21 protein-coding genes are annotated in these 21,854 nt (G+C 67.1%); 14 read left to right on the plus strand and 7 right to left on the minus strand.

Translation table 11 applies throughout. From position 1 onward, the window contains the following. Positions 1–13 precede the first annotated feature (13 nt). The gene (locus tag DIZ26_RS08015; RefSeq protein ID WP_157979642.1) at positions 14–1,111 is read left to right on the plus strand and encodes a radical SAM protein; all 1,098 of its coding nucleotides are present in this window, start codon (positions 14–16) and stop codon (positions 1,109–1,111) included. After that, entirely contained in the window at positions 1,108–1,878 is a 771-nt protein-coding gene (locus DIZ26_RS08020) for a class I SAM-dependent methyltransferase (RefSeq protein WP_112239043.1), read from the plus strand. The genes DIZ26_RS08015 and DIZ26_RS08020 overlap by 4 nt, the downstream gene beginning before the upstream one ends. Here DIZ26_RS08020 and DIZ26_RS08025 read toward each other — a convergent pair. Further along, positions 1,856–3,904, minus strand: coding sequence for a DegT/DnrJ/EryC1/StrS family aminotransferase (locus DIZ26_RS08025; protein ID WP_198675969.1), 2,049 nt, complete (start codon positions 3,902–3,904; stop codon positions 1,856–1,858). The two genes, DIZ26_RS08020 and DIZ26_RS08025, sit on opposite strands and share 23 nt — an antisense overlap. A gap of 93 nt (positions 3,905–3,997) precedes the next feature. Between DIZ26_RS08025 and DIZ26_RS08030 the strand changes: the two genes are divergently transcribed. Together DIZ26_RS08030 and DIZ26_RS08035 are read left to right on the plus strand one after the other, a co-directional pair. Further along, complete coding sequence (locus DIZ26_RS08030) at positions 3,998–4,462, plus strand: UDP-N-acetylglucosamine--LPS N-acetylglucosamine transferase (RefSeq protein WP_112239045.1); 465 nt, start codon at positions 3,998–4,000, stop codon at positions 4,460–4,462. Continuing rightward, complete coding sequence (locus tag DIZ26_RS08035) at positions 4,459–5,694, plus strand: methyltransferase domain-containing protein (protein ID WP_112239046.1); 1,236 nt, start codon at positions 4,459–4,461, stop codon at positions 5,692–5,694. Before DIZ26_RS08030 ends, DIZ26_RS08035 begins: the two co-directional genes overlap by 4 nt. Here the strand turns inward: DIZ26_RS08035 and DIZ26_RS08040 are convergent. Beyond that, positions 5,632–6,624 (minus strand): UDP-glucuronic acid decarboxylase family protein, encoded by a 993-nt coding sequence (locus tag DIZ26_RS08040; RefSeq protein WP_112239047.1) that lies wholly within the window; start codon positions 6,622–6,624, stop codon positions 5,632–5,634. The genes DIZ26_RS08035 and DIZ26_RS08040 overlap by 63 nt on opposite strands. Before the next feature lie 186 nt (positions 6,625–6,810). Here DIZ26_RS08040 and DIZ26_RS08045 point away from each other — a divergent pair, with 186 nt between their 5' ends. From DIZ26_RS08045 to DIZ26_RS08055, 3 genes are all read left to right on the plus strand, one after another. Then, entirely contained in the window at positions 6,811–8,235 is a 1,425-nt protein-coding gene (locus DIZ26_RS08045) for an AAA family ATPase (RefSeq protein ID WP_112239134.1), read from the plus strand. Positions 8,236–8,327: 92 nt separating this feature from the next. After that, a complete protein-coding gene (locus DIZ26_RS08050; protein WP_112239048.1) occupies positions 8,328–8,831 on the plus strand; it encodes a DinB family protein in 504 nt (167 codons plus the stop codon). Between the two features lie 442 nt (positions 8,832–9,273). Beyond that, complete coding sequence (locus DIZ26_RS08055; protein ID WP_232828185.1) at positions 9,274–10,260, plus strand: SMP-30/gluconolactonase/LRE family protein; 987 nt, start codon at positions 9,274–9,276, stop codon at positions 10,258–10,260. A 158-nt stretch (positions 10,261–10,418) separates the two neighbouring features. On the opposite strand, the gene DIZ26_RS08060 is transcribed toward DIZ26_RS08055, so the two are convergent. Beyond that, entirely contained in the window at positions 10,419–11,210 is a 792-nt protein-coding gene (locus DIZ26_RS08060; protein WP_112239049.1) for a dioxygenase family protein, read from the minus strand. A gap of 104 nt (positions 11,211–11,314) precedes the next feature. Between DIZ26_RS08060 and DIZ26_RS08065 the strand changes: the two genes are divergently transcribed. Next, entirely contained in the window at positions 11,315–12,166 is an 852-nt protein-coding gene (locus DIZ26_RS08065) for an LLM class flavin-dependent oxidoreductase (protein ID WP_112239050.1), read from the plus strand. Here DIZ26_RS08065 and DIZ26_RS08070 read toward each other — a convergent pair. Both DIZ26_RS08070 and DIZ26_RS08075 read right to left on the minus strand, forming a co-directional pair. Next, entirely contained in the window at positions 12,144–12,641 is a 498-nt protein-coding gene (locus tag DIZ26_RS08070) for a DUF6328 family protein (RefSeq protein ID WP_112239051.1), read from the minus strand. The two genes, DIZ26_RS08065 and DIZ26_RS08070, sit on opposite strands and share 23 nt — an antisense overlap. A gap of 150 nt (positions 12,642–12,791) precedes the next feature. Continuing rightward, complete coding sequence (locus DIZ26_RS08075; protein ID WP_012921273.1) at positions 12,792–12,995, minus strand: cold-shock protein; 204 nt, start codon at positions 12,993–12,995, stop codon at positions 12,792–12,794. A gap of 482 nt (positions 12,996–13,477) precedes the next feature. Here DIZ26_RS08075 and DIZ26_RS08080 point away from each other — a divergent pair, with 482 nt between their 5' ends. Next, positions 13,478–13,756 (plus strand): protealysin inhibitor emfourin, encoded by a 279-nt coding sequence (locus tag DIZ26_RS08080; protein WP_112239052.1) that lies wholly within the window; start codon positions 13,478–13,480, stop codon positions 13,754–13,756. Positions 13,757–13,795: 39 nt separating this feature from the next. On the opposite strand, the gene DIZ26_RS08085 is transcribed toward DIZ26_RS08080, so the two are convergent. Beyond that, entirely contained in the window at positions 13,796–15,427 is a 1,632-nt protein-coding gene (locus tag DIZ26_RS08085; RefSeq protein WP_112239053.1) for a beta-N-acetylhexosaminidase, read from the minus strand. Between the two features lie 63 nt (positions 15,428–15,490). Beyond that, a complete protein-coding gene (locus DIZ26_RS08090) occupies positions 15,491–16,264 on the minus strand; it encodes a fructosamine kinase family protein (RefSeq protein WP_112239054.1) in 774 nt (257 codons plus the stop codon). Positions 16,265–16,429: 165 nt separating this feature from the next. On the opposite strand from DIZ26_RS08090, the gene DIZ26_RS08095 reads away from it, so the two are divergent. The 5 genes from DIZ26_RS08095 to DIZ26_RS08115 all read left to right on the plus strand — a co-directional run bounded on the left by DIZ26_RS08095 (position 16,430) and on the right by DIZ26_RS08115 (position 21,802). Then, complete coding sequence (locus DIZ26_RS08095) at positions 16,430–16,831, plus strand: VOC family protein (protein ID WP_112239055.1); 402 nt, start codon at positions 16,430–16,432, stop codon at positions 16,829–16,831. Between the two features lie 132 nt (positions 16,832–16,963). Then, the gene (locus DIZ26_RS08100) at positions 16,964–17,839 is read left to right on the plus strand and encodes an alpha/beta fold hydrolase (protein WP_112239056.1); all 876 of its coding nucleotides are present in this window, start codon (positions 16,964–16,966) and stop codon (positions 17,837–17,839) included. A gap of 39 nt (positions 17,840–17,878) precedes the next feature. Further along, positions 17,879–18,502 (plus strand): DJ-1/PfpI family protein, encoded by a 624-nt coding sequence (locus tag DIZ26_RS08105; protein WP_198675970.1) that lies wholly within the window; start codon positions 17,879–17,881, stop codon positions 18,500–18,502. 20 nt (positions 18,503–18,522) lie between these two features. Next, positions 18,523–18,972, plus strand: a complete 450-nt coding sequence (locus tag DIZ26_RS08110; RefSeq protein WP_112239057.1) for a MarR family winged helix-turn-helix transcriptional regulator — start codon at positions 18,523–18,525, stop codon at positions 18,970–18,972. A 181-nt stretch (positions 18,973–19,153) separates the two neighbouring features. Beyond that, on the plus strand, positions 19,154–21,802 hold the full coding sequence (locus DIZ26_RS08115) for a discoidin domain-containing protein (protein WP_112239058.1): 2,649 nt from the start codon (positions 19,154–19,156) through the stop codon (positions 21,800–21,802). Positions 21,803–21,854: the final 52 nt, after the last annotated feature.

Raw genomic sequence — 21,854 nt, forward strand, 5'->3', positions numbered from 1 at the left:
GTGGGCGGTAGCGGTGCGAATTCTGCCCGTACGGCCCTGGGCGGACAGGGCCCGGCTTGCCGTGTTCTTCAGCAGGCTCGCCGTCAAGGAGCATCTCCGTCCGTCCTTGCACGTCAAGCCACTGGCGGCCGAGCTGTTCCTGACCGACAACTGCAACTTGAAATGTGTCAGCTGTGCCTGCTGGCGAACTGTCACCCGCAAGGAGCTCGACGGCGCGGAGTGGCGCGACGTCATCGACCAGCTCGCCGCGCTCGGCATCGTCAAGGCCAACTTCACCGGCGGCGAACCGCTGCTGCGCCGGGACGCCCCAGAGCTGATGGCCTATGCCTACAGCCGCGGCATCCGCAACCTGCACGTCAACACCAACGCGGTGCTGCTCGACGAAAGACGCCGTACTGCGGTGCTCGACGCCGGCGTCCGTAGTTTCAACATCTCGGTCGACGGACCGGACGCCGAGATCCACGAGCGGGTCCGCGGCGTCGAGGGCTCGTTCGACAAGACGATCGGACGGCTGACCGAACTCGTCGAGGAGCGCGCGCGGCTGAAGCTCCGGGTCCGGATGAATTTCACCGTGATGCGCTCCAACATCGAGTCGCTGCCGGACATGATGCGGCTCGCGCAACGGTTGAAGGTCCAGCTCTACCTGAACCTCGCGACCGACCGCACCTTCCTGTTCCGTGCCGGCCAAGTGACGCTGGAGACGAGGATCGGCACCGAGCAGATCAACGCCGTGCTCGCCGAGGTGGAACAGTTGCTTCGAGCCGATGGCCGGTATCTGCCGCACTTCTCCGAACTCTGCTACCTGCGAAGGCATTTCGACGACGTACTGCAGTCGGACCTGCCGTGTGCCGAGTCGCAGCTCAAGCTGATGATCCATTCCACCGGTGAGGTCGGTGGTTGCTGGGCCCACGATGCCCACGACAACGTCCGGGAGAAGTCGATCGCCGAGATCATCGACAGCCGGCGCTATCGCGACGACCACGACCGGTTCTTCACCAAGGACTGCAAAGGGTGCGGCAGCAACTATGCGCTGAACCTCGCCTGGCGGCCGAGCAGCCACGTCGACAACCTGCTCTGGCACGCGGGCCTGCGCAGCCTCGCGGCTTCATGAGATCGTCCGCCTCCCTGTACGACGCGCTCGCGCCGACGTACGAGGATCACTTCATGGCACCGCATCGCAAGGCGTACGACGACCTCGCGTGGGAAGCGTGCCGCGAGGCCATCGGTACGACGCCTGGTCTGGTGATCGACGTCGGCTGTGGCGTCGGCCGTTGGTCGCGCCGTTTCGTCGACCAGGGGCATCGGGTGGTCGGGATCGAACCAGCGCTCGGGATGTCCGACCGGGCCGCACTCCTGCAAGGCGAAAACTTCACCGTGCTTCGCGATCGGGTCGAGCACGTCGAACTGGAGACCGGAGCGGCGGACGCTGTCGTTGCCATGGGCTCCTTGCAGTACACGGCCGATCCGGCGGCGGCCATTGCCCGGTGCGCCACCTGGCTCAAGCCGGGCGGTGTGCTGTGCGTGCTGGTCGACTCCCTGTTCGGCCTGGTGGTCGAGTTGATGCGTGCCGACCGAACCAGCGAGGCGCTGCAAAGGCTGTACACCCGGCTCGGTGTCTGGCGCATCGACGACCAGGAGGCCGATCTCCACCTACTCGACGCCGGCACGCTGGGCGACGCCTTCAAACAGGCAGGCCTGGAAGTGCTCAGTACTGCGGGGTTGCTGGTCGGCGCCAGCCTCATCGGCCGCGACGACTTGGTGGCTGCTCTGACTGCCGACTACGACCGCCAACTCTCGCAAGAGCGCGCGTTGGCCAACTGTCGAGAGCTCGCCGATCTCGGCAAACAGTTGCTGGTCATCGGTCGCCGGACTGCATGATTCCCAGTACTGCGCAGACGACGCGCTCGGCGTCGGCCGGGTTGAGCTCGGACGACATCGGCAGTGCGAGTACCTCGTCGGCCAGTGTTTCGGTCACTGGCAGCTCAACGGCTGGTTCAGCGAGGCTTTGCCAGTCTTCCCGGTGCAGAACAGGCGCGTAGTACGGCTTGGTGCCGATGCCTCGACGGCCGAGTTTTTCAGCAAGCCGGTCTCGGTCGGGGAATCGTGCGACCCAGTGAACCCACGCGTGCTGGTCGCCGGGCCTCACCTCTTGAGGAACCGCTAGCGGCGATAGCTCGGCATACGCTTCGGCCACTCGCTGCCGCCTTTCGACGAGAACGTCCAGGCGCTCGACGAGATCCACCGCGGCGGCGGCATGTACCTCACCGAGCATCGAGGAGCGGGTCCAGTCGATCGGCCTGACCAACCTGTGCAGGCGATCGGTGGGGACGACGACGAAGCCGCCGGCTCCGGCAGCCGAGACCACCTTCGCAAAGCTCATCGAGAACGAGTGGGCGTCGGCCTGCGTGCCGACCGGCCGCCCGTTGGAGGTGCTGCCGAGGGCAGCGGCCGAGTCGGCGACCAGCTGTACGCCGTACCGGCTGCAGATCGTGCGGAGTGCTGGGTAGTCAGCCGGTGCGCCAAGGGTGTCGACGGCAACGACCAGGCTCACATCGCCTGGTGACAAGGAGGTTTCGAGGCAGACCGGATCCAGCGTCCAGGTCAACGGATCGACGTCGCAGAAGCGAAGCTTGTAGCCGAGTTGCGCTATTGCTTCAGCAGTGGCTACGAAAGTGAAGGAGGGCAGTACGGCGACTTGTCGGGGCGAGGCAGGTCCCGCTACGGCCAGTACGGCGAGACGCAGCGCCGCAGTACCCGATGCCGTTGCCAGCAAGGTGTGCTGGTCGGTCAGCTCAAGTCGATCGGACAGCAACTCGGTCAGCCTGGTGGTCACTGGACCACCACTCTTCAGTACGCCGGTTTGCAGCGCTGCGGCGGATCGTGCGGCCACGACGTCGGGGGCGAACGGGAGCGGTGGAACGACCACTGGAAGGGGTTGGAGATGTGACTCTGTCTCGTTGGCGAGGTTTCGAACGAACGTGCGTAACGTGGCGTCGAGGTGTTCGTCCTCGACGACATCGAGCATGCGGAGGAAGGGCTTGACGTCAAGGTCGCCGTTGCTGTCCTCCGCAGGTGAAGGCATCACTTGCACCGGCACATCGAGTTCGAGCTCGTCGAGCACGAGTTTGGCCAGGTCGGTGAGGCGCAGCTTGCCGGTGCCTGCGTTGAGCAGCCCGGCCGCGTCTTCCCGTAGTACGGCCTCGGCCAGGTCGCTTGCGGCGACGAAGGTTCGGACGCTGTCGGTGACGCGGATCGGCAGGCCGACGAGGGCGCGTCGGGTGATGCGGGCAACGACACGGTCCTGACCTCGGCCGAACAGGTTGGCCGCGCGGAAGATTGTCAGCCGGTTGGCCGGAACCACCGAAGCGACGAGGAGTTCCTGGGCTCGTTTCGCCAGGCCGTAGACCCAGCGACCGGACGGGTCGGCTTCGGCGAGTTCGCGACACAGCGCCGCGGCGATCCAAGGTGGGCAGGGATTGCGGGCGAGCTGGATCGCTTCCTCGCACCAGTCAGCGAGGGTGGCGTCATCCAGCGGAAGCTCACCGGCTGTGTGCTCCGCGAGTGGAGGCGGCGCGGTCCCGTAGACCTCGGCGGACGAGACCAACGCGACGTCTCTGTCCGCCAGGGCGGGTAGCAATCTCGCCGTGGTCAAGGCGTTGTCGAGCACGAGCCGCCACGGATGCGCCGAGCGCGGATCGCTGTTGCCGGCCAGGAGAACCACGCGTCCACCGGGAAGGTCGGGCGGATCGGTCAGCAGCTCGAGCTGGTAGAACTCGCTGGTGTGCGAAGGCGGCCGCCGATCGACGACGACGACCTGGCGACCCGACGTACGGGCGTGGTCACGCACTGCCGAGCCGACGAACCCCGATCCACCGACTAGCACCACCGGCTGGGTTCTGGCCATGACTCGGTTCCCCCTGGATCCCCTCCGCGGCCGGCCCCCCGATGCCGCGTTCCGGGAACTGTAACCGTTGCCGATCCCGATTACCATGACGGGATGACGCAGGGGGGCCGGCGGACGTTGTTGGTGTCGAGCAGCGGGGGAGTGCTGCTCGATGTGCTTGCGTTGCGCCCGTGGTGGCGCAATCACCAGGTGTCGTGGGTGGCGGTGAAGGCGCCGGACACGGCCGAGTTGCTTGCCGCGTACGACGTTCGCTGGGAGCCCGAGCTTCGGCCTCGCGACCTCGGCACGCTGGTGCGATCGGTGCTGCGCGCCCGGTCGACCTTGCGCAGTTGTCGCATCGAGCTCGTCGTTTCGGCTGGGAGCGGAGTGGCCGTGCCGTACTTCGTGGCCGCGCGGCTGGCCGGAGTACCGGCTGTGTGGGTGGAGACGTTCAACGTGATCGGCAAGCCCGGTCTGGCGGCTCGGTTTTGCGCGGCGTTGGCGAGTCAGGTGGTGGTTCAGCATCCTGAGTTGCTGGCGCGGCACCGTCGCGCTGTGAACGTCGGTGAACTCTATTGAGCCGGCTCAGCGTCTTCGTCACGGTCGGGATGGGCCCTTGGCCGTTCGACCGGCTGATCGCGGCGTGTTCATCGTTGTGCAGCGATCATGAGGTCTTCATGCAGACCGGTACCTCGACGGTGGTGCCGCCGTGCTCACACGCGCCTTTCATCGGCTACGAGGAGACGGTGCGACGCCTCGCGGAAGCCGATGTGGTGATCAGCCATGCGGGCAACACGGTGCGGCTGGTCGAACGGATGGGCAAGGTGCCGATCGCCGTTGCCCGGGAGGCTTCGCGCGGCGAGATGCGTAACGATCACCAGGTCGAGTACCTCCGCGCCGAAGAGCCGCGGGGACGCGTCATCGCCTTGTGGGGCGACCTTGCTGAGCTCGGCCGAGTGGTGGCCGAGCATCCGGAGCAGGAACAGCAGTTGCTGGCAGCAACGAAACCACTTGCCGAGGTCGACGAAACTGCAATGGAAGCCGTTATGTCGTTGGCTGTTCGTCCCGTTGCTGTTGACAACGTCTTCAGGAACCACCCCACCGCACGCTATTCCTGGGCTTTCGAGCAGCTGCGGTCGCGGACGGGGCGTCACCTCGACCTCGGGATCGGTGACGGCACATTCCTCTCCGCGCTTGCGGACCGTACTGCGCTGCAGGTGGTCGGTGCGGACCCGCATCCGGGCTATCTCGCCTCGTGCCCAGCCGACCGGCCCCTCGTGCGCGTGGGTGAAGAGCTGCCCTTCGCGGACGCGTGCTTCGACTCGGTCACGATGCTGGACGTGCTCGAGCACACCCGGGACGAGCGATCGACCCTCGCGCAAGTTCACCGCGTACTGCGACCGGGTGGGCTGTTGGTCCTGACGGTGCCGGCGCGGCACGTGTTCTCGTTTCTCGATCCGGACAACGCCAAGCTGCGGATGCCCCGGCTCCATCGCGCTGTCTATGCCGCGCGGTTCGGGCGGGAGGTCTATCGGCAGCGGTTCGAGGACTCGTCGGACGGGCTGCGTGGTGACATGGCTTGGGAGCGCGACGAGCACACGAACTACCGGGCGGAGGAACTGCTCGGACTGCTGAGCCAGGCCGGGTTTCAGCCGCAGTCGCGGGACGGCGCCAACTTGTTCTGGCGTTTCCTGCAGATTCCGGCGTTGCTGGCGCCGCAGCGGGCACGCGCTCTCTTCGATCTCCCGCTACGGGTGGACGGCGCGCTCTTCCGATCGGCCAACCTCTTCCTCACCGCTGTTCGCGGCTAGCACTTGCCTGAACCAGCTGATCGTTCGGGTGATGCCTTCGTCGAAGCTGACTCGCGGTTCCCAGCCGTCGAGGACCTTGGTCGCCAGGCTGATGTCCGGCCGGCGGACCATCGGGTCGTCCTCGGGGCGGGGGATGTGGACGAGCTCGGACGTCGATCCGACCAGTTCGCGGATCCGGGTGGCGATCTGCCGGACGGTCAGCTCGTCGGGGTTGCCCAGATTCATCGGGCCGGGGTGATCGGAGGCCGCGAACCTGCTGACTCCCTCGACCAGGTCGCTGACGTACTGGACGGACCGGGTCTGGCTGCCGTCGCCGGCGATCGTCAGCGGCCGACCCTGGATCGCCTGGGTGGCGAAGGCCGGGATCGCCCGACCGTCATCGGGTCGCATGCGTTCGCCGTACGTGTTGAAGATGCGCGCGATGCCGGTGTTCACCCCATGCGTACGCCGGTACGCCATGGTCAGCGCCTCGGCGTACCGCTTGGCCTCGTCGTACACGCCCCGCGGTCCGACCGGGTTCACGTGACCCCAGTAGTCCTCGCGCTGCGGGTGCTCGCGCGGGTCGCCGTACGTCTCGGAACTGGACGCGAGGATGAACCGCGAACCCTTCTCCCGGGCGAGTCCGAGAGCGTGCAGGGTGCCGATGGCGCCGACGGTCAACGTCTCGATCGGCAACTGGAGGTAGTCGACCGGACTGGCCGGTGAGGCGAAATGGAGGACCAGGTCGACCGGCCCCGGTACGTGGATGTAGTCGACCAGATCACACCGCACGAGCCGGAAGTCCGGCGACTCCAGCAGGTGCTGCACATTGGCCGGACTGCCGGTGACGAAATTGTCCAGAGCGACGACCTGGTAGCCGTCGCCCAGCAACCGCTCACACAAATGCGACCCAAGAAACCCAGCCCCACCAGTCACCACCGCACGCCGCATCAGATCCCCTCCATCGGCGAGTCCCCCCCGGACCCTGTTGTTCAGCGTAAGCCCAGCACGCTGCAACTTCTGCGGTCTTGACTGCATCATGCCTGAGACCCGCCTTGCAGCCGTTGGTACTGACCCTTCGGGCGGCGAGGCTTGACTTCGGGTGGAGGTCACTCGGGGGTCGAGCGAGGGGTGTCGATGGACGAGCCGGATGAGGTCGCGGAGTTCGCCAGGCTTTTCAACGGGTTCCTGGAGCGGATGCAGAATCCTCCGTCCGGAAACGCGCGGGAGAGCCTGAGAGAGCGGTTGCTGGCGCATCTCGGCGTGGAACCCGAGGAGCTGCCGGTGGTGGCCGCCTCGTTCCCGTCCTTCGATCTGCCGAACGTCCAGCTCGCCGTCGAGGCCTGGTTCGACGACTTCGAGGTGGTCGGCCTGGCCGGATCCGATCGCGGCCATTACACGTTCTCCGAGCTGCTGGAGGTTTCGGCCCACCGCCAGTACGGCGTCGGCGCGGTCGACTACCAGCGGATCTCGATCGCGGTCGACCAGGAGATGGACTGCGTCGCGTTCGGGTTCTACCTGGCGAGTCAGGGCGACGACCGGTACGTCGCGCTGCTGCGAGCCGCCAACCCGCAGTACGGGCGGCCCATGGTGCAACTCGAAGTCGTTGCCACCAGCAAGGAAGCGGGAGAGCGCTTCCTCGCGGAGCTGCCGGCGCTGATCCTGGAGCACAACGTGTTCCGCGGGCAGGTGGTGTCTTTTGAGGGGCACCAATTCGAGCGGGGGGTCGGGCCGTTCCGGCTGCACGCGCGGCCGGACATCTCGCGCGACGACGTAGTACTGCCGGACGGAGTACTGGAACGGGTCGAGCGCGAGGTGATCGGCATTGCGGAGCACCGCGAGGCGCTGCTCGCCGCCGGTCAGCATCTGCGTCGCGGCGTGCTGCTGTACGGGCCGCCGGGGACGGGGAAGACGCACACCGTGCGGTATCTGTTGTCGCGGCTGCCTGAGTTCACGGTGGTGCTGCTGGCGGGGACGAGTATCGGGTTCATCTCCGAGGCCTGCGGGCTGGCGCGAATGCTGCAGCCGGCGCTGGTGGTGCTCGAGGACTGCGACCTGGTGGCCGAGGCACGGGACCACGCGTACGGGGGAGGCCCGCTGTTGTTCCAGGTGCTGAACGAGATGGACGGGCTTACCGAGGAGGCGGATGTCGCCTTCCTGCTCACCACGAATCGCGCCGATCTGCTGGAGCCGGCCTTGAGTCAACGGCCCGGCCGGGTCGACCTGGCAGTCGAGATACCGCTCCCTGACGCTCCTGGTCGCGCTCGGCTGTTGTCCCTCTACGGGCCGGGCTTGGAGCTGAGCCCCGCGGCTGTGGAGGAAGTGGTCGCGATGACCGAGGGGACGACAGCTTCGTTCGCCAAGGAGCTCGTACGCCGTGCAGTGCTCCTGGGCGCCGAGAACGACTCGCGACCCGGCGACGCAGAACTACGAGCGGCCGCCGAAGACCTGCTGTCCACCCGAGACGCCCTGACCCGCCGCCTGCTGGGCGCCACCGAGCCGGTCGCCTACACAGCCCCACCGGAACCGACGCCCGGCTTGGCGCCGCCCATGTCTTACTGACGACCCCTCCAAGTGGCACTCCGCGCGTCTCTTAAGCGGATCACGGAGCTTGGCGCCGGGAATTGTCGGAGGTCGGCACTAGGTTGCGGCCCATGGATCTCAACGGACGGCCCGACCCGCCCACGGAAGCGGGGGAGAAGGAGACGCTGGTCGCGTTTCTCGACTTCCAGCGCGCCACACTCCGCTGGAAATGCGAAGGTCTGACGCCTGAGCAACTCGGTACCGCCGTCCTCGCTCCCTCGCCGCTGACCTTGCACGGCTTGATCCGGCACCTCACCGAGGTCGAGGTCGGCTGGTTCGTCGGCACCTTCACCGACGAGCCGGTCATCTACGCCTACACCTCACCCGACAACCCCGACGCCGACTGGAACGACCTCCACCCAGCCGCGTACGCCGACGACCTCCGCCGCTACGACGAAGCGGTCGACCGGGCGCGCGCCGCCATCACCGACCTCGACCCCGACTTCGTCGGCGAAGACGAAGGCCAGCGCTTCACCCTCCGCTGGGTCCTCACCCACATGATCGAGGAATACGCCCGCCACAACGGCCACGCCGACCTCCTCCGAGAACACCTCGATGGCGCCACCGGAGAGTGACCTCCACCCCGCCGCCCCTCCTGCGTCGGGGGCTCCTACCCACCCTTTGACGTCGCTCCTCCGTCGCCGCTTGAGCTGCGCTCTTGCCAAGGCGCGACACCTTCGGGCGGGTGTCGTGGTGGCACGGGTTCCTCGACGGACTCCTGCCGAGGTGGTTGTTTGCGCTACGCCATCACGACGGAACCTGAGAGCACTTCGTGGTGCCCGAGGGTGTGGTCCTGACCGGGAGTCTCATGGCGAGGTAGGCGAGACGCGCGAGCTATCCGCCGACCCGGCTGATCAGCTCAGCATGTACGCGAATCGGATGTGCTCGGCGACTGCTTAGCTGAGCGGCGACGGAGGAGCCGCGTTCTGGGGTGGGTGGGAGCGCCCGACGCCGGAGGGGCGACGGGTGGGCGGTCGTTCCGGTTGCGGATTGGTGGGGGGTGGTTACTGTCTGGGCATGAGCTTGAAGTCGAGGATTGCGCCTGTTCGTTGGGATCCGCCGGCTGTGGATGCGGCGCGGCGGCCGCGGGGGCTGGACGTGGAGGTTGTCGCGTTGCCGGGGGAGGGACCTGAGGATGTGTTGATCGACGAGGACGGGAGTGTGATCACCGGGCTGCTGGACGGGCGGATTCTCAGGGTCAGTGCGGACGGGCGGACGATCACGACGCTTGCCGATACGGGTGGGCGGCCGCTGGGGATCGAGTGGTTGCCGGACGGCAAGATGTTGATCTGTGACGCCAATCGTGGGCTGCTCACGCTCGACAAGGACAACCGGATCGCGACGTTGCTCGGCGAGGTCGATGGTCGGCCGATGAAGTTCTGCAACAACGCCGACGTACTGCCCGATGGCACGATCTTCTTCACCGACTCGTCCACGCGCTTCGGTGTCGCCGAGTGGATGGCCGATCTGCTCGAGCACTCCAGCACCGGCAGTGTCTATCGACTCAGGCCCGACGGCGAGCTGACCAGACTCGTCACCGGTCGCCCGTTTCCGAACGGCGTCGCGTTGAGCGGCGACGGCAAGACACTGTTCTTCGCCGAGACAGCGAGCTACGGGCTCTACAAGCTCGACCTGACCAAGCCTGACGCCGAGCCGACTCTCGTCGCGCGGATCCCTGGCCTGCCCGACAACATCGCCCGCGGTTCCGACGGTCTGATCTGGGTCGCCATCGGCTCCCCTCGCAACGCGCTCCTAGACTTCCTGCTGCCCAAACCGCCCGTACTACGTAAGCTCGTGTGGGCCCTCCCCGAGGCGGTCAAGCCGAAGGCCGCCGACATCATCGAGATCCAGGCGTACGACGACGACGGCAGGCTGGTCCACGATCTGCGCGGCAAGCACCCCGAGTTCCACATGCCGACCGGCGTCCGTGAGCGCGACGGCAAGGTCTGGATCAGCAGCATCGGCACCACAACCCTCGCCACCTTCCCAACCCCACCACGCTGAACAACCGCCACCCGCACACGACAGCGCCCGGCGGACGCTACAACCCGCAGCGAGCGCCGGGAGGGCGCGGACTTGCCGGATGAACTCTTGGCGCTGCAGCGTGAGGCTGTGCCGCTCGATGCGCAGTACAAGATCACGAACGGCGGCCGGACGATGGCTCAGCCCAGCTGCCAGGACCGTTTGGAGAGGCCGTACCAGAAGCCGTCTACCACGGTCTCTGCCGTGCCGAGTGAATCCTCAGCGGCGCCCAGCGATACGAACAGCGGTGCGAAGTGTTCCGTTCGAGGATGTGCGATCTCGGCCGCCGGCCCCTTGTGCAGGAAGTCGATCAGCGCGTCGACGTCCTGCGCGGCCAGCGCTCGCCGGGTCCAGTCGTCGAACTCGACCGACCACGTCGGCGCAGGACCGTCGGGCCGGCCGCTCAGGTTGATCGCCCGCAGGTTGTGTGTCGTGAACCCGCTGCCGATGATCAGCACGCCCTGGTCTCGCAGCGGCGCCAGTTTCCGCCCGATCGCGAACAGTTCGGCCGGATCGAGGGTCGGCATCGACACCTGAAGCACAGGAATGTCGGCGTCGGGGTACATCTCCTTCAGCGGTACATAGGCGCCGTGGTCGAGCCCGCGCGACGGATCGTCGTACACAGGCCTGCCGGGCGCCTGCAGGAGCTTGCGCACCTGGTCGGCCAGCTCCGGAGCACCAGGCGCGGCGTACTGCACTTCGTAGTACCGCTCCGGGAAGCCGTAGAAGTCGTAGAGCAGCGGCACGGTCTCGGTCGCCGCGAGGGTGAGCGGGGCCGCCTCCCAGTGCGCCGACACGATGAGGATCGCCGTGGGCTTGGTGATCGCTGCCGAGACCGTGGCGAGTTCCGCGGTCCAGACGCGGTCGTCCGCCAGCGGTGGCGCGCCGTGACTCAGGTAAAGCACCGGCGTCCGGCTGATCTCGACAGTCATGGCGGTCCTGCCTCTCGAAGAAGTCTTACTCCTTCCAATATAGTTGAACACTCAATCTATTCCCAGAGCTCAGCGCCCGGCCGCCACCGGTTAGGGTGCGACACATGCGATTCGGAATCACGATCCTGCCGGAGTACCGCTGGTCGACGGCGGCACCGAAGTGGCGGCGGGCCGAGGAACTGGGCTTCGATCACGCGTGGACCTACGACCATCTCACCTGGGGCGGCCTGCAGGACTCACCGTGGTACGGGACGATGCCGACGCTCACGGCGGGCGCGATGGTCACGTCGACGATCAAGCTCGGCACCTTCGTCACCTCGCCGAACTTCCGGCACCCGCTGACGCTCACGCGCGACATCCTCGCGCTGGACGACATCTCGGACGGCCGCTTCCTCTGCGGGATCGGTGCCGGCGGCGGCATCGACACGACCATCCTCGGTGGCGACGACCTGAGCCCGCGGCAGAAGGTCGACCGGCTGACCGAGTTCGTCGAACTGCTGGACAAGCTGCTCACCACCGACGGCGTCGACTACAAGGGCGAGTACTTCGAGACGCGCAACGGCCGCACGTTGCCGGGCTGCATCCAGCAACCACGGGTCCCGTTCGTGATGGCCGCTAACGGACCACGTTCGCTCCGCCTGGCCGCGAAGTACGGCGCCGGCTGGGTCACCACCGGCAAGAAGGGTGTCGACGACTGGTACGCCGGTGTCGCCGAGCTCAGCCGGCGGCTCGACGACGTACTGGCCGGGAAGTCGCTCGATCGCTACCTCTCGCTGGACGACGGCGGGTACGCGCTCAGCAGCGCTGCCGCGTTCGAGGATGCGGTGGGCCGGGCAGCGGAGCTCGGCTTCACCGACGTCATCACGCACTGGCCGCGGGCCGAAGGGGTGTACGGCGGTTCGGAGGCCGTCCTGGAAGAGGTGGCCGCGGACGTCATTCCCCGCTTGCGCGGGTAGAGCGGCGGACCCAGAGCGGTACGACGTACCAGAACAGGACGAACCAGGCGAGCACGATCCCGACGACGATGAAGGCCGCCGTCCTGGACAGCACGACGTCGATCGCCAGCAGGACGCCGCTGGCGATCGCGAGGATGAGGAAGAACAGACCGCCGGCGGCCATCCGGCCCGCGATCGGGATCATCCTGTCGCGCATCTTCTTCTGGAACAGGATCCGGTGGAACGACACCGGCGCCAGGAACAGGCCCACCGCGAGCGCGCTGGTGATCAGGGTGCCGGCGAAGACGTCGTGGGTGAACGCGTCCGCTTCCTGGAACCGGTTGCTGAACGGAATGCTGAGCAAGAAGGCGAACAGGATCTGGGTGCCGGTCTGGGCCAGCCGCAGTTCCTGCAGCAGTTCGTTCCACTGGCGGTCGAGCCGCTCGCCGGCGTCTTCGTCCTCGCGCAGGTAGCGGGCGTGGGGGTCGTCAGTCATCGGTCTCCTCGCTGTCGCGGGGCCGGTACCCAGGATCGGCCACCGGCTATGCGTTCACGGGACAAGCATGCGCAGGGCAACAGAAAGGGCCGCACACCGATCGGTGTGCGGCCCTTCCCTCAATCAGTTCTTAGAAGGCTGATCCGGAGATCAGATCGGGCGGATGTTCTCCGCCTGAAGGCCCTTCTGGCCCTGGGTGATCTCGAACTCGACGCGCTGGTTCTCGTCCAGCGAGCGGAAGCCCGAGGTCTGGATGGCCGAGTAGTGCGCGAACACGTCCGCGCCACCGTCATCCGGGGTGATGAAGCCGAAGCCCTTGTCAGCGTTGAACCACTTGACAGTACCGACAGCCATTGTTGTCTATCTCCTTGATGGCTTGTAACAAGACGCGATCCACACCTCATGAACCGCGTGTCGCCGAAAGGCCCCAGACGACGAAACCGGCCGTACAGCACAGCAAAAGTCAGTGGGAGTCCAAAACTGCAACGCGATAACTGTAGCCGATCTCGGGCGCTGTGTGGGGGGTGACCGCGAACACGTGTCGCGGAAAGTCGCCGCCCGCCACGCTGCGTGTCCGGCTCGTGGCAGCGCGGGCGGGCAGCGGCAGGCCCTGGCCGCCCCTGCCGGAAGACAACGAAACCCACGCCGACCTGCTGTTTTCCCATCCGCCCCGCTCCCGCAAGCGATTCCGTTCGCCGACAAGGAAGGACAACCCGCTCTGTACGCCGGGTAATTGCGGGTCGGCCCACCTTGATTTCATCGGCGTGTCGCGGATGCCTGGACAACCGATCGGCGGCAGGCAAAAGTGGGGATCCGAGCCGAGACGGAGACAGAACTTGATCCTCAAAGTGGTACGCACCGGCGGATTCGCCGGGCTGGTCGCACAGAACGAGCTCGACGCCGCCGCCGAACCGGACCGCGAGCGGCTCGAACAGGCCGCCCACGGGCTGCAGCAGAAGCAACTCGGCTCCGGTCGTCCGCAACCCGATCGCTACGTCTTCCGCCTTGAGCTGCGCGACAACGCTGATGCCGAGCCGACGGTGTTCACTGTCGCCGAGCAGGACCTCGACCAGGAGACCGCCTGGCTCGTCGACCGCGTCCTCCAGCGGAACTAGCAAGGGAGTCCCGGACGGATCCCGGGACTCCCCATCTACTCAGTGCCAGTCGATCTCAGGGGCCCGGTAGAAGTTCACGCTGAGCGCGTCCCACCGTGAGCCCTGACCGCCCAAGCGGGCCTTGTAGGCCGTCCAGTCGAGCGCGGACGCCTGCGACCAGCCCAGCTCGGCGATGCCCGGCAGCCGCGGGAACGCCATGTACTCGAGCTTGTCGAGGTCGTCCAGCGTCTCGGTCCAGATCGGCGCCTCCACACCCGCCACCGCGCTGGCCGGCAGGTTCGGAACGAGCGTCGACGGATTCCAGTCGTACGCCGTCCGCACGTCGACCAGGCCGGCCCAGTCCTGCCCGTACGGCGTGCTCTCGTCGTACTTCATGTCCAGGTACGCCCGGTTGGCCGGAGACATCACCACCTTGGCGCCTTGAGCAGCGGCCTTCCGCGCGAGCTCCTGCGACCGCTCGTCGTCAGTACCCCAGTACTGCGCGATGCTTCCGGCCGGCAGCGGTGTGTCGGCGATCTCCTGCCAGCCCATCACTCGCTTGTGCTGTTTGGTGACGAGAGCCGCTGCCTTCGGTACGAAGGTCAGGTAGTCCGAGTGCGGTGTCGAGTGCGCCTCGTCGCCGCCGAGGTGGACGACGTCGCCGGGGTTCTGCTGGGAGACCTCGCGGAACACGTCGTCGAGGAACTTGTAGGTGAGGTCCTTGCCGACGCACAGCGAGCTGAAGCCCACGTCGGTGCCGGTGTAGAGCGGCGGCGCCACCCCGTCGCAGTTGAGTTCCGCGTACGACGCCAGGGCCGCGTTGGTGTGCCCAGGCGTGTCGATCTCGGGGATCACGGTCATGTAGTGGTCAGCGGCGTACCGCACGATCTCGGCGTACTGCGCCTTCGTGTACGAGCCGCCGGGCGTCCCGTTGACCTCCAGGCTGCCGCCGTACGTCGTGAGCCTCGGCCAGCTGTCGATCTGGATCCGCCAGCCCTGGTCGTCCGACAGGTGCAAGTGCAGCTTGTTCAGCTTGTAGAGCGACGCCAGGTCGATATAGCGCTTCACCTCGGCGACCGAGAAGAAGTGCCGCGAGACGTCGAGCATTGTGCCGCGGTAGGCGTACCGCGGCGAGTCGGCGATCGCCGTACCGGCAATGCGCCAGGGACCGGCCTGCCGCGTGCTCGCGTCGGCCTTGGCGGGCAAGAGCTGCCGGAGCGTGGTGACGCCGCGGTACAAGCCTTCTGGGCTAGCGGCGGTGACAGTGATGGTCGAGCGCTCGACGCGCAGCTGGTAGCCCTCAGTGCCGAGCGAGGCCGGCCCCTTGGTCGACAGCCGGATGTCGGCGAAGCCGGGCAGCACCGGGAGCACCGGAAGGCGGTAGCCAGTGGAGCGTCGCAGCTGTGCAGTGAGCTGGTCAGCAACTTTCCTGGCAGCGCGGCTCTCCGTGGCGGACGAATCGACGCCGACGATGCTCCAGGGCTTCAGGGTGAAGGTCTGGTTGGGCAGGGTGTGCTGCGACGTGGGCTGTGGGATCAATGCGGGCACCGCCTGGCTGTGGCTCTCAGTCTGAGTGTGGCTCTGGGGCTGGGCGCTGGCGGGCGTGGTGGCGATCAGGGGAGTCGCTAGCAGGGCGGTCGTGACGAGACCGGTGAGCGAGACCCGACGGCTGGGGCGAAGATGTCGGTCCATGACCGGAAGTGTTCGTCCGCTCACTGCCGGAGTCAAGATCTTTCAGCAAACTCCTTGCCTTACTCAGCCGTACTTCCGCGCCATCGCCACCGCGGGCGCGACGTAGGCCGATCCGAACATCACCACATGCGTCAGCAGCGGGTGAAGCCGATGCAGGCCGACCCGATCGCGCCAACCTTCCGTCAACGGGTGCGCCTCGTCGTATGCCCGTAGTACGCGCTCCAGCTGCGGCATGCCGAAAAGGCCGAGCATGGCCAGGTCAGTCTCACGGTGGCCGCCGTGGGCCGCCGGGTCGATCAGGTGAACGCCGTCGGCTGTCCAGAACACATTGCCCGACCACAGATCACCGTGAATCCGCGACGGCCGCTCCGCCGGATCGTCGTACGCGCCCGCCTCCAGCCTGCTGCACAACCTCTCGAAGGCCGCCAACCGTGGCCCGTCGATCGTGCCCCGGTCGTACGCCGTCCGCACGTACGGCCGGATCCGGTACGCCGAATAGAACGCGCCCCACGACTCCACGGGCTCCAGCGCGTGCGGCAACTCGATCGTGCCGATGAAGCCGTCCGTCTCCCAGCCGTCGGGCGGTACGCCGAAGTGCCGCGCGCCCGCGTCGTGGATGATCGTCAGCCGCCGGCCGAGTTCGTCGGCGGCGGCACCAGTAGGCGGTACGGGCTCGAGTCGTGGGGTGACGAGCCGGCCGGGGGCGACCTCGAGCGGCTCCACCACCGGTACGCCGCCCGGCACGGCCAGCCAGCGCAGGCCGGCGGCCTCGACCTCGAAGAACCCGGGCGGAGCATCGTGGCGCTCTTTCACGAACGCGACGGGCGGGACGGTCATGACCGGAACTCTGCCAGTTCCGCGGCCGATTCGACTGAAGTGTCAACAAGCCGTGTCGAAAGATGCGCGAGGGGTGTCCGACCTGTCATCGTTGGCGGCCGGGCCTTCTGACCAGGACGGGCCTGGCCGCAGGGAACGACCCTGATTCACGAAGCTGGAGGACAGATGACGCAGGTGGCAGAGCAGCCGGGCAGTACTGCCGGGCGGCTCGGCTCGGTGGTACTGGACTGCCCGGATCCACTGGAGCTCGCCCAGTTCTACTCAGCGCTCTTCGGTCTCGAGATCGACGAGCACGGTGACAGCGATTGGCGGAGCCTGACCGGCCCCGGCTCGACCCTCGCCTTCCGGCGTTCGGAGGACTACGTACCCGCCACCTGGCCGAGTACGGACGCGCAGCAACTTCACCTCGACCTCATCGTCGACGACCTGGCCAGCGGTCACGCGACGGTCGTCGCGCTCGGCGCCGAGCCGCTCGACCCCGTCGACGCCCCACCGGCACAGAACGAGCGAGGCTGGCGGGTCTACGCGGACCCGGCCGGTCACCCGTTCCGGATCTGCCTGGAATAACAGCCGGTACTCCGCGGCGCCGGCCGACCCAGCTCTTTGGGTCGGCCGGCGCCTTTTTGCGGCCCGGACCGGTTCTGGTCCAGTCCGTTTACGTTCGGGTGGAACGGGCAGCGGAAGCACGGAGGTGCTGCCTTGTTCGAAGGTTTTGAGGAGTTCGAGCTCCCGACATCCGGTACGACGATCAGAGGCCGGCGTGGTGGAACGGGCCCGCCGGTGTTGCTGCTGCACGGGTTCCCGCAGACCCACCTGATGTGGCATCGGGTCGCGCCCGGCCTCGCAGAACATTTCACGGTGGTAGCCACTGACCTGCGAGGTTTCGGAGACAGCGGGAAGCCGGACAGCGCGGCAGACCATTCGCCGTACAGCATGCGGGAGATCGCCCGGGACCAGGTCGAGGTGATGGAGGCGCTGGGGTATCGCAAGTTCGCAGTGGTCGGCCACGATCGCGGCGCGCGGTGTGCCTATCGGATGGCGCTGGATCATCCCGAACGGATTGACCGGCTGGCGGTGCTCGACATCGTGCCGACCGGAGACGCGTTCGATCGCGCCGGCAGGGACTTCAGTCTGGGCTACTGGGTCTGGTCGTTCCTTGCGGCGCCCGAACCGATTCCCGAGACGCTGATCGGCGGAGCACCTGACGTGTTCGTCGGGGAGTTGCTCGACGGCTGGTCCACCCGGCCGGACGTGTTCGACGCCGAGGTGCGCGCGCAGTACATCGAGAAGTTCCGGGATCCGGCGACCGTGCACGCGATCTGCGAGGAGTACCGCGCGGCGGCCACGCTGGATCACGAGCATGATCGGCTCGATCGCGCCGACGGCCGGCGGATCACCTGCCCGGTCCTGGCGCTCTGGGATCCCGGCGGCGCGGTGGCTCAGTGGTACGACCCGCTGGAGATCTGGCGTGAGTGGGCGACCGACCTCAGCGGGGGAGCGGTCGGCACCGGTCACTTCTTCGCCGAAGAGGCGCCGGACGCGACGCTTGAGCGACTGCTCGCATTTCTGCTGTAGATGATTGACAAGATGTTGTCAGAGTGACAGGCTGTTGTCATGTCAGAAGTCATCCGTTCCGTTGTCCACCTCGCCGTTTACGACACGCTCGCCGACTGGGAGACCGGGTTCGCGACGGCACACATCAACAAGCCGCTGTGGCACAAGACGCCGGGCCGGTTCGCGGTCTCGACCGTCGGGCCGAGCGCGGCGCCGATCACCACGATGGGCGGTCTACGAGTCACGCCCGACGTCGTGCTCGCGGATCTGAAGCCGGCGGACAGCGCGATGCTGATCCTGCCGGGCAACGACATCTTCGCGACCGAGGCGTTCGTGCCGTTCGCGGAGAAGGCCCGTGAGTTCCTCGACGCGGGCGTGCCCGTTGCCGCGATCTGCGGCGCGACCGGAGGTCTGGCGATGGCCGGGCTGCTGGACGACCGGGCGCACACCAGCAACGCGGCGGCGTTCCTGGACAGCCTTGGCTACAAGGGCGGAGAGCTGTATCGCGACGAGCCGGCCGTGACTGACGGCGACCTGATCACCGCGAGCGCGTCGGCGCCGGTCGAGTTCGCGCGCGAGATCCTGGCGCGTCTCGAGGTGATGGAGCCGCACGTGCTCGCATCCTGGTACAAGCTGTACGGGAAGCGGGACCCTGCCGGGTTCTACGAGCTGATGTCCGCCTGACCAGAGGAACCGACAGCACGATGACCAAGCGCGAACAGGAACTGCTCAGCGCTGCCGCGTTGACCACCTTCAAGCTGAACGGGCAGTTCCTGGAGCTGGCCGAGCACTTGGCTCGGCCGGCGGGGCTGACGGCTACGTGGTGGCAGGTGCTCGGCGCCGTCATCCATCAGCCGCTCACGGTGTCGGCGATCGCGCGCGAGATGGGCATCACGCGCCAGGCGGTGCAACGCACCGCCGACGTCCTGGTCGACCGCGGCTTGGCCGAGTACCACGACAACCCCGCCCATCGCCGCGCCAAGTTGGTTGCCCTCACTCCCGAAGGGCGCGCCGCGAACTCGTCGATCGGTCCGCACCACGCCCAGCACGCCCGCCAGCTCAGCCGCGTACTCGGCGAGGACCAACTGGCTGACGCTGTGGCGGTGCTTGCCAAGCTCTCAGAGGCCCTCGACGCCTTGGATCTGTCCGACTGAAGGTTCCGGAACCAGCGCCCCACCCGCCCGTCTTTCTCGCACGCCGCAGGACACCGGAGTTCCGGAACCGATCTCGGGGAACGTTCCCTTGACACGTGGGAGCTGACCGACGACTCTCTCAGAGAGCGCTCTCTCACCCTGCAGGACGATGCCGCCCATCCGTCTCCTGATTGGTTCCTTCATGCCTACTTCTTCTCTCGCCGGAGCGCGCTCTCCGGCTCTCCGACGCTGGCTGGTTCTGCTGGCAGCCGCTCTCCTGATTGCGACGGCTCTAGTGGTCGCGCCCGGCGGCAGAGCTCAGGCTGCCGTCACGCTCCTGTCGCAAGGCAAGACGACTACCGCCTCGAGCACCGAGAACGCCGGCACCCCCGCCGCGGCCGCGGTCGACGGCAACACCGGCACCCGCTGGGCGAGCGCGTTCGCCGATCCCCAATGGCTGCAGGTGGATCTCGGCGCGACCTCAGCCATCAGCCGCGTAGTACTGAACTGGGAAGCGGCCTACGCGAAGTCCTTCCAACTCCAGGTCTCCGACAGCGCCAACGGCCCGTGGACCTCGATCTACACGACGACCACCGGCACCGGCGGCACCCAGTCGATCGATGTGACCGGCAGCGGCCGCTACGTCCGCATGCTCGGCACCCAGCGCGCCACCGGCTACGGCTACTCACTGTGGGAGTTCCAGGTGTACGGCGGTACCGCTGACGGACCCTCTACCTGCGGCACCGCCAACACCGCCCAGGGCAAGACTGCGACCGCGTCGAGCACCGAGAACGGTGGCACCCCGGCCGCCGCAGCAGTCGACGGCAATCTCGGCACCCGCTGGTCCAGTGCCGCAGCTGATCCTCAGTGGCTCCAGGTCGACCTGGGCGGCACACAGACGATCTGTCAGGTCGTGCTCAGCTGGGAAACGGCGTACGGCAAGGCGTTCCAGCTCCAGGTCTCCGATAACGCGGCCGGTCCATGGACCTCGATCTACACAACCACGACCGGCACGGGCGGGACGCAGAGCCTCGACGTCACCGGCACCGGCCGGTACCTGCGAGTCAACGGCACCCAGCGCGGTACGGCGTACGGCTACTCACTCTGGGAGCTCGCAGTGCACACCACTGGCGGCGGGAGCGGACCGGTGATTCCGCCGACCGACCCGATGAACCCTGACTTCGGTCCGAACGTCTCGGTGTTCACCCCGGCCACTCCGCAGGCGCAGATGCAAGCGAAGCTCGACCAGGTCGCCACACAGCAACACACGAACCAGTTCGGCACCGAGCGGTACGCGCTGCTCTTCAAGCCGGGCACGTACGCCGCCGACGTCAACCTCGGCTTCAACACCCAGGTCGCCGGCCTCGGTCTCTCGCCGGACGACGTAAACATCAACGGGCACGTCCGGGTCGAGGCCGACTGGCTGCAGCAGGGCGACAACCCGAACAACAAGCAGAACGCCACCCAGAACTTCTGGCGCTCGGCCGAGAACATGGCGGTGACCCCGCCGAACGGCCAGATTGAGCGCTGGGCGGTCGCCCAGGCAGCGCCGTACCGCCGGATGCACCTCAAGGGCGCGCCCGAGATCCAGCTCTGGAGTGGTGGCGACGGCTGGGCAAGTGGTGGCCTGTTCGCCGACACGAAGATCGACAACACCGTCGTGTCCGGCTCGCAGCAGCAGTGGTTCTCGCGGAACTCGGAGTTCGGCGGATGGACTGGATCGGTGTGGAACATGGTGTTCGTCGGCACGACGGGCGCTCCGCCGCAGCACTTCCCGGACCCGGCCCACACCGTCGTCGGCACCACACCGGTGATCCGGGAGAAGCCGTTCCTGTACGTCGACAACGCGGGCAGCTTCAACGTGTTCGTCCCGGCCCTTCGCCAGAACTCGTCCGGCACCAGCTGGTCGCACGGACCTGCTGCCGGTACGTCGATCTCGCTCAGCCAGTTCCTGGTCGCCAAACCCGACACGCCGATCGCCACGATCAACGCGGCGCTTGATCAGGGCAAGCACCTGCTGTTCACGCCGGGCGTCTACCACCTGACCGACACGATCAAGGTGACCAAGCCGAACACCGTCGTCCTCGGGCTCGGGATGGCGACGCTGACCCCGGACACGGGAAAGAGCGCGATCTCCGTTGCCGACGTCGACGGCGTCAAGCTAGGCGGCCTCCTGATCGACGCCGGCCCGGTCAACAGCCCCGTCCTGGTCGAGATCGGCCCGGCCGGGTCGAGCGCGAACCACGCGACGAACCCGACTTCGCTGCACGACGTGTTCGTCCGGATCGGCGGCGGATCGCATCTCGGCAAGGCCACGGTCAGCCTGCAGGTCAACAGCAACAACGTGATCGGTGACCATATGTGGCTGTGGCGGGCCGATCACGGCGATCAGGTCGGCTGGGACGTGAACACCGCGGCCAACGGGTTGGTTGTCAACGGCAACGATGTGACCATGTACGGCTTGTTCGTCGAGCACTACCAGCAGTTCGAGACGCTCTGGAACGGCAACGGCGGCAGGACGTACTTCTACCAGAACGAGATGCCGTACGACGTACCGAGTCAAGCGGCCTGGACGAGTGGCGGCGGGACGCAAGGCTGGGCGGCGTACAAGGTGGCCAACAGCGTTAACACCCATGAAGCCTGGGGCGTCGGCAGCTATTCGTTCTTCCAGACGAACCCGTCGATCGTGGCCAGCCACTCCTTCGAGGTCCCGGACACCCCCGGCGTCCGCTTCCACGACCTGGTCGCGGTCTCGCTCGGCGGAGTCGGCACCATCGCCAACGTCATCAACAACACCGGCGGCCCCGCCAACGCCACCACCCAACAGCGCTACCTGGTCAGCTACCCATAATCACCCCATGACGTCCGAAGAGCCGAGGGTCACAACCCACGGCTCTTCGGAC

Source organism: Kribbella monticola, assembly GCF_003261635.1.
Taxonomy (GTDB): Bacteria; Actinomycetota; Actinomycetes; order Propionibacteriales; family Kribbellaceae; genus Kribbella; species Kribbella monticola.

Excerpts from the sequence above, each read along its gene's own strand:
- DIZ26_RS08115 (WP_112239058.1), top strand. The coding sequence starts at position 19,154 with ATGCCTACTTCTTCTCTCGCCGGAGCGCGCTCTCCGGCTCTCCGACGC.
- DIZ26_RS08025 (WP_198675969.1), bottom strand. The coding sequence starts at position 3,904 with ATGGCCAGAACCCAGCCGGTGGTGCTAGTCGGTGGATCGGGGTTCGTC.
- DIZ26_RS08020 (WP_112239043.1), top strand. The coding sequence starts at position 1,108 with ATGAGATCGTCCGCCTCCCTGTACGACGCGCTCGCGCCGACGTACGAG.
- DIZ26_RS08030 (WP_112239045.1), top strand. The coding sequence starts at position 3,998 with ATGACGCAGGGGGGCCGGCGGACGTTGTTGGTGTCGAGCAGCGGGGGA.
- DIZ26_RS08105 (WP_198675970.1), top strand. The coding sequence starts at position 17,879 with ATGTCAGAAGTCATCCGTTCCGTTGTCCACCTCGCCGTTTACGACACG.
- DIZ26_RS08060 (WP_112239049.1), bottom strand. The coding sequence starts at position 11,210 with ATGACTGTCGAGATCAGCCGGACGCCGGTGCTTTACCTGAGTCACGGC.
- DIZ26_RS08110 (WP_112239057.1), top strand. The coding sequence starts at position 18,523 with ATGACCAAGCGCGAACAGGAACTGCTCAGCGCTGCCGCGTTGACCACC.
- DIZ26_RS08085 (WP_112239053.1), bottom strand. The coding sequence starts at position 15,427 with ATGGACCGACATCTTCGCCCCAGCCGTCGGGTCTCGCTCACCGGTCTC.
- DIZ26_RS08050 (WP_112239048.1), top strand. The coding sequence starts at position 8,328 with ATGGATCTCAACGGACGGCCCGACCCGCCCACGGAAGCGGGGGAGAAG.
- DIZ26_RS08095 (WP_112239055.1), top strand. The coding sequence starts at position 16,430 with ATGACGCAGGTGGCAGAGCAGCCGGGCAGTACTGCCGGGCGGCTCGGC.
- DIZ26_RS08055 (WP_232828185.1), top strand. The coding sequence starts at position 9,274 with ATGAGCTTGAAGTCGAGGATTGCGCCTGTTCGTTGGGATCCGCCGGCT.
- DIZ26_RS08090 (WP_112239054.1), bottom strand. The coding sequence starts at position 16,264 with ATGACCGTCCCGCCCGTCGCGTTCGTGAAAGAGCGCCACGATGCTCCG.
- DIZ26_RS08075 (WP_012921273.1), bottom strand. The coding sequence starts at position 12,995 with ATGGCTGTCGGTACTGTCAAGTGGTTCAACGCTGACAAGGGCTTCGGC.
- DIZ26_RS08065 (WP_112239050.1), top strand. The coding sequence starts at position 11,315 with ATGCGATTCGGAATCACGATCCTGCCGGAGTACCGCTGGTCGACGGCG.
- DIZ26_RS08045 (WP_112239134.1), top strand. The coding sequence starts at position 6,811 with ATGGACGAGCCGGATGAGGTCGCGGAGTTCGCCAGGCTTTTCAACGGG.
- DIZ26_RS08070 (WP_112239051.1), bottom strand. The coding sequence starts at position 12,641 with ATGACTGACGACCCCCACGCCCGCTACCTGCGCGAGGACGAAGACGCC.
- DIZ26_RS08040 (WP_112239047.1), bottom strand. The coding sequence starts at position 6,624 with ATGCGGCGTGCGGTGGTGACTGGTGGGGCTGGGTTTCTTGGGTCGCAT.